The sequence below is a fragment of the Mesorhizobium sp. M7A.F.Ca.CA.003.01.2.1 genome (assembly GCF_003998945.1).
Taxonomy (GTDB): Bacteria; Pseudomonadota; Alphaproteobacteria; order Rhizobiales; family Rhizobiaceae; genus Mesorhizobium; species Mesorhizobium ciceri.
The window spans coordinates 1-2,322 of record NZ_RZRA01000886.1 but is presented as its reverse complement, the minus strand read 5'-3'; the positions used below and the strand labels follow the sequence as shown (position 1 = coordinate 2,322).

Annotated in this window: 3 protein-coding genes; 1 reads left to right on the top strand and 2 read right to left on the bottom strand. The window is 64.4% G+C overall.

The annotated features are described in order from the left end of the window. A partial coding sequence (locus tag EN969_RS27160) for a glycine cleavage T C-terminal barrel domain-containing protein (protein ID WP_164758530.1) occupies positions 1-479 on the top strand: 479 nt, incomplete at its 5' end. 195 nt (positions 480-674) lie between these two features. On the opposite strand, the gene EN969_RS27155 is transcribed toward EN969_RS27160, so the two are convergent. Together EN969_RS27155 and EN969_RS27150 are read right to left on the bottom strand one after the other, a co-directional pair. Then, positions 675-1,964: an FAD-dependent oxidoreductase gene (locus EN969_RS27155; protein ID WP_063168750.1), complete on the bottom strand. Its 1,290-nt coding sequence runs from the start codon at positions 1,962-1,964 to the stop codon at positions 675-677. Next, a partial coding sequence (locus EN969_RS27150) for an ATP-binding cassette domain-containing protein (protein WP_127419549.1) occupies positions 1,957-2,322 on the bottom strand: 366 nt, incomplete at its 5' end. The genes EN969_RS27155 and EN969_RS27150, both read right to left, overlap by 8 nt.

Sequence of the window (2,322 nt, the reverse complement as noted above, 5' to 3'; positions counted from 1 at the left end):
GCCTGCGCCAAGGCGGCTACTTCGCCAGAAATTCGCTGCGCATGGAGAAAGGTTACCGCCACTGGGGTCACGACATCGGCGAGGAAGACAGCCCGCTGCAGGCAGGGCTTGGCTTTGCCGTGGCGTTCGACAAGCCAGGCGGCTTCATCGGCCGTGATGCGCTGTTGCTGCAGAAGGAGGCGGGCAAGCCGCGCCGCCGCTTGGTGCAGTTGCGGCTGCAGGCCGAAGATGCGCCTCTCCTCTATCATCACGAACCGATCTGGCGCGGCGGCAAGATCGTCGGTTCGGTCACCTCCGGCGCCTACGGCCACCGCATCGGCGCCTCGCTCGGCATGGGCTATGTCGAATGCGAGGGCGGTGTCGACGATGCCTGGCTGGCAGCCGCCCCTCTGGAGATCGAAATCGCCTGGAAGCGATACAAGGCCATTGCGCAGCTCAAGCCGTGGTACGATCCGAAGGGGGAACGCCTGAGACCGTGACAGAACCTCCTTTTGGATCAGTCGGAGGCCCTAAGTCCCAGCCACGCTGAAGGTCCGCTTCGGCTTCCGCTGATGCCTGAAGCTACCAGTCCGCTTTCGGCCCAGTCGTGACCGAGCATGGGCTGTCTGATTGAGACTTCTGCCTCGGCCAGCTAGCCGCCGGCACAAAATCAGCATCGTCGGCCTATAATGTCATCAAGAGCTTCGATCCTTGAAGCGGTTCCAGAGATGCATGCGGTTCGCGACCTGCACGGCGACCGGATGGAACGGAACCGGTTTCATGTTGGTGACCGGCAAAGGCATCTGCTCGTCCCGGCGCCGGCCTGCCGCCCAGCGGCCGATTTCCTGGCCAAGAGACATTGCCAATGCCACGCCGCGGCCGGAATAGACGCCGCCAAACACGAGGCCGGGTGCCAGGCGATAGAGGCGAGGTCTGCGATCAGGCACCACGGCAAAGGTGCCATGCCAGTATTCCACGATCGGCGGTTCGCCGCCGAATGCGCGAAAAGCCTTGCCCAGCATGCTCGAGACCTTGGCGCGACCGCGGTCGGCCTCGTCAAACCACAATGTATGCGTGCCGCCGCTCACCAGCCGGCCGTCGACGTCGTAGTGGAAATAGCGGATGTCGTTGCGCATGTCGGACACCGCGGGGTTGCCGACAAGGATCTGGGTGCGCAGGCCTTCCGGCAGCGGGTTTGTCGCGGCCTGGAAGACCTTGAACGGCATCAGTGTCTTCTTCAGCCCAGCCCAGAGGTCGCCGGTAAGCGCATTCGTGGCAAGCACCACTTCTGGCGCCGTGACGCTTCCCGTTGCGGTGAAGACGCGCCAGCCGCCTTCCACCTTCTCGATGCGAGACGCCGCGGCGTTCTCGAAGATGGTCACGCCTTCGCGCTCAAGGGCGCCGGCAAGGCCAATGGTCATGGCGAACGGATTGATGTGGCCGGAATTGTGCACCATCCAGCCGCCGAGATAGGGGCTGCCGATGCGCGCGCTGGCTTCGGCCCGGTCAAGCCAGGAGACATTGGCGCCGAAGGCTTTCCACTCTTCGTAGAACTGGTGCGCGCGGGCAAGCGTGGTGTCGGTGTGAGCGGGCTGGATCCAGCCTTCCTGAACCTGGTGGGCGTCTATGTTGAAGCGCTGCATCAGGCCGAAGGCTACGCCGGCCGCATCCGCAACCATGCGATTGTAGCGCTCACCGATCGTCTTGCCGTAGACCGCCTCGAACTCCGCCGGCGAGGCCTTGGAATGGTGGGAGATGACAAGGCCGTTGTTGCGGCCCGACGCTGCCGATCCGATCTCGTTGCTCTCAAGCAGGATGACATTGACGCCGCTGTCGCGCGCGCCGAGTGCCGCGGCCATGCCGGTGAAGCCGCCGCCGACCACCAGCACGTCCGTCTTCAGGTCGCCTTGCGGTGCCGGTGCGGCCGGGCGCCTGTTCGCGGTCTTGCGCCACAGATGCGGCGTCTTCCAGTCGACCTCAAACATGAAGGACGTCCTCGCTGGCGCCGCCGAGATAGTGTTCCCTCAGGGCCGAATGCGCGGCCATTTCCTGCGCCGGGCCATGCAGCTTCACCTTGCCGGTGTTGAGCAGGTAGGCGTAGTCGCCGCATTCAAGCGCCAGCTGAACGTTCTGCTCGACGAGCAGGATCGAAATGCCGTGGCGCGACAGGTCGAGGATGATGCGGAAGATCTGGTGGACGATCTTCGGGGCAAGGCCGAGAGACGGCTCGTCGAGCATCAGAAGCTTCGGCTCGGCCATAAGCGCGCGCCCGATCGCCAGCATCTGCTGCTGGCCGCCGGACATGCGGCTTGCCATGCCGTTGCGCCGTTCCTTGAGCACAGG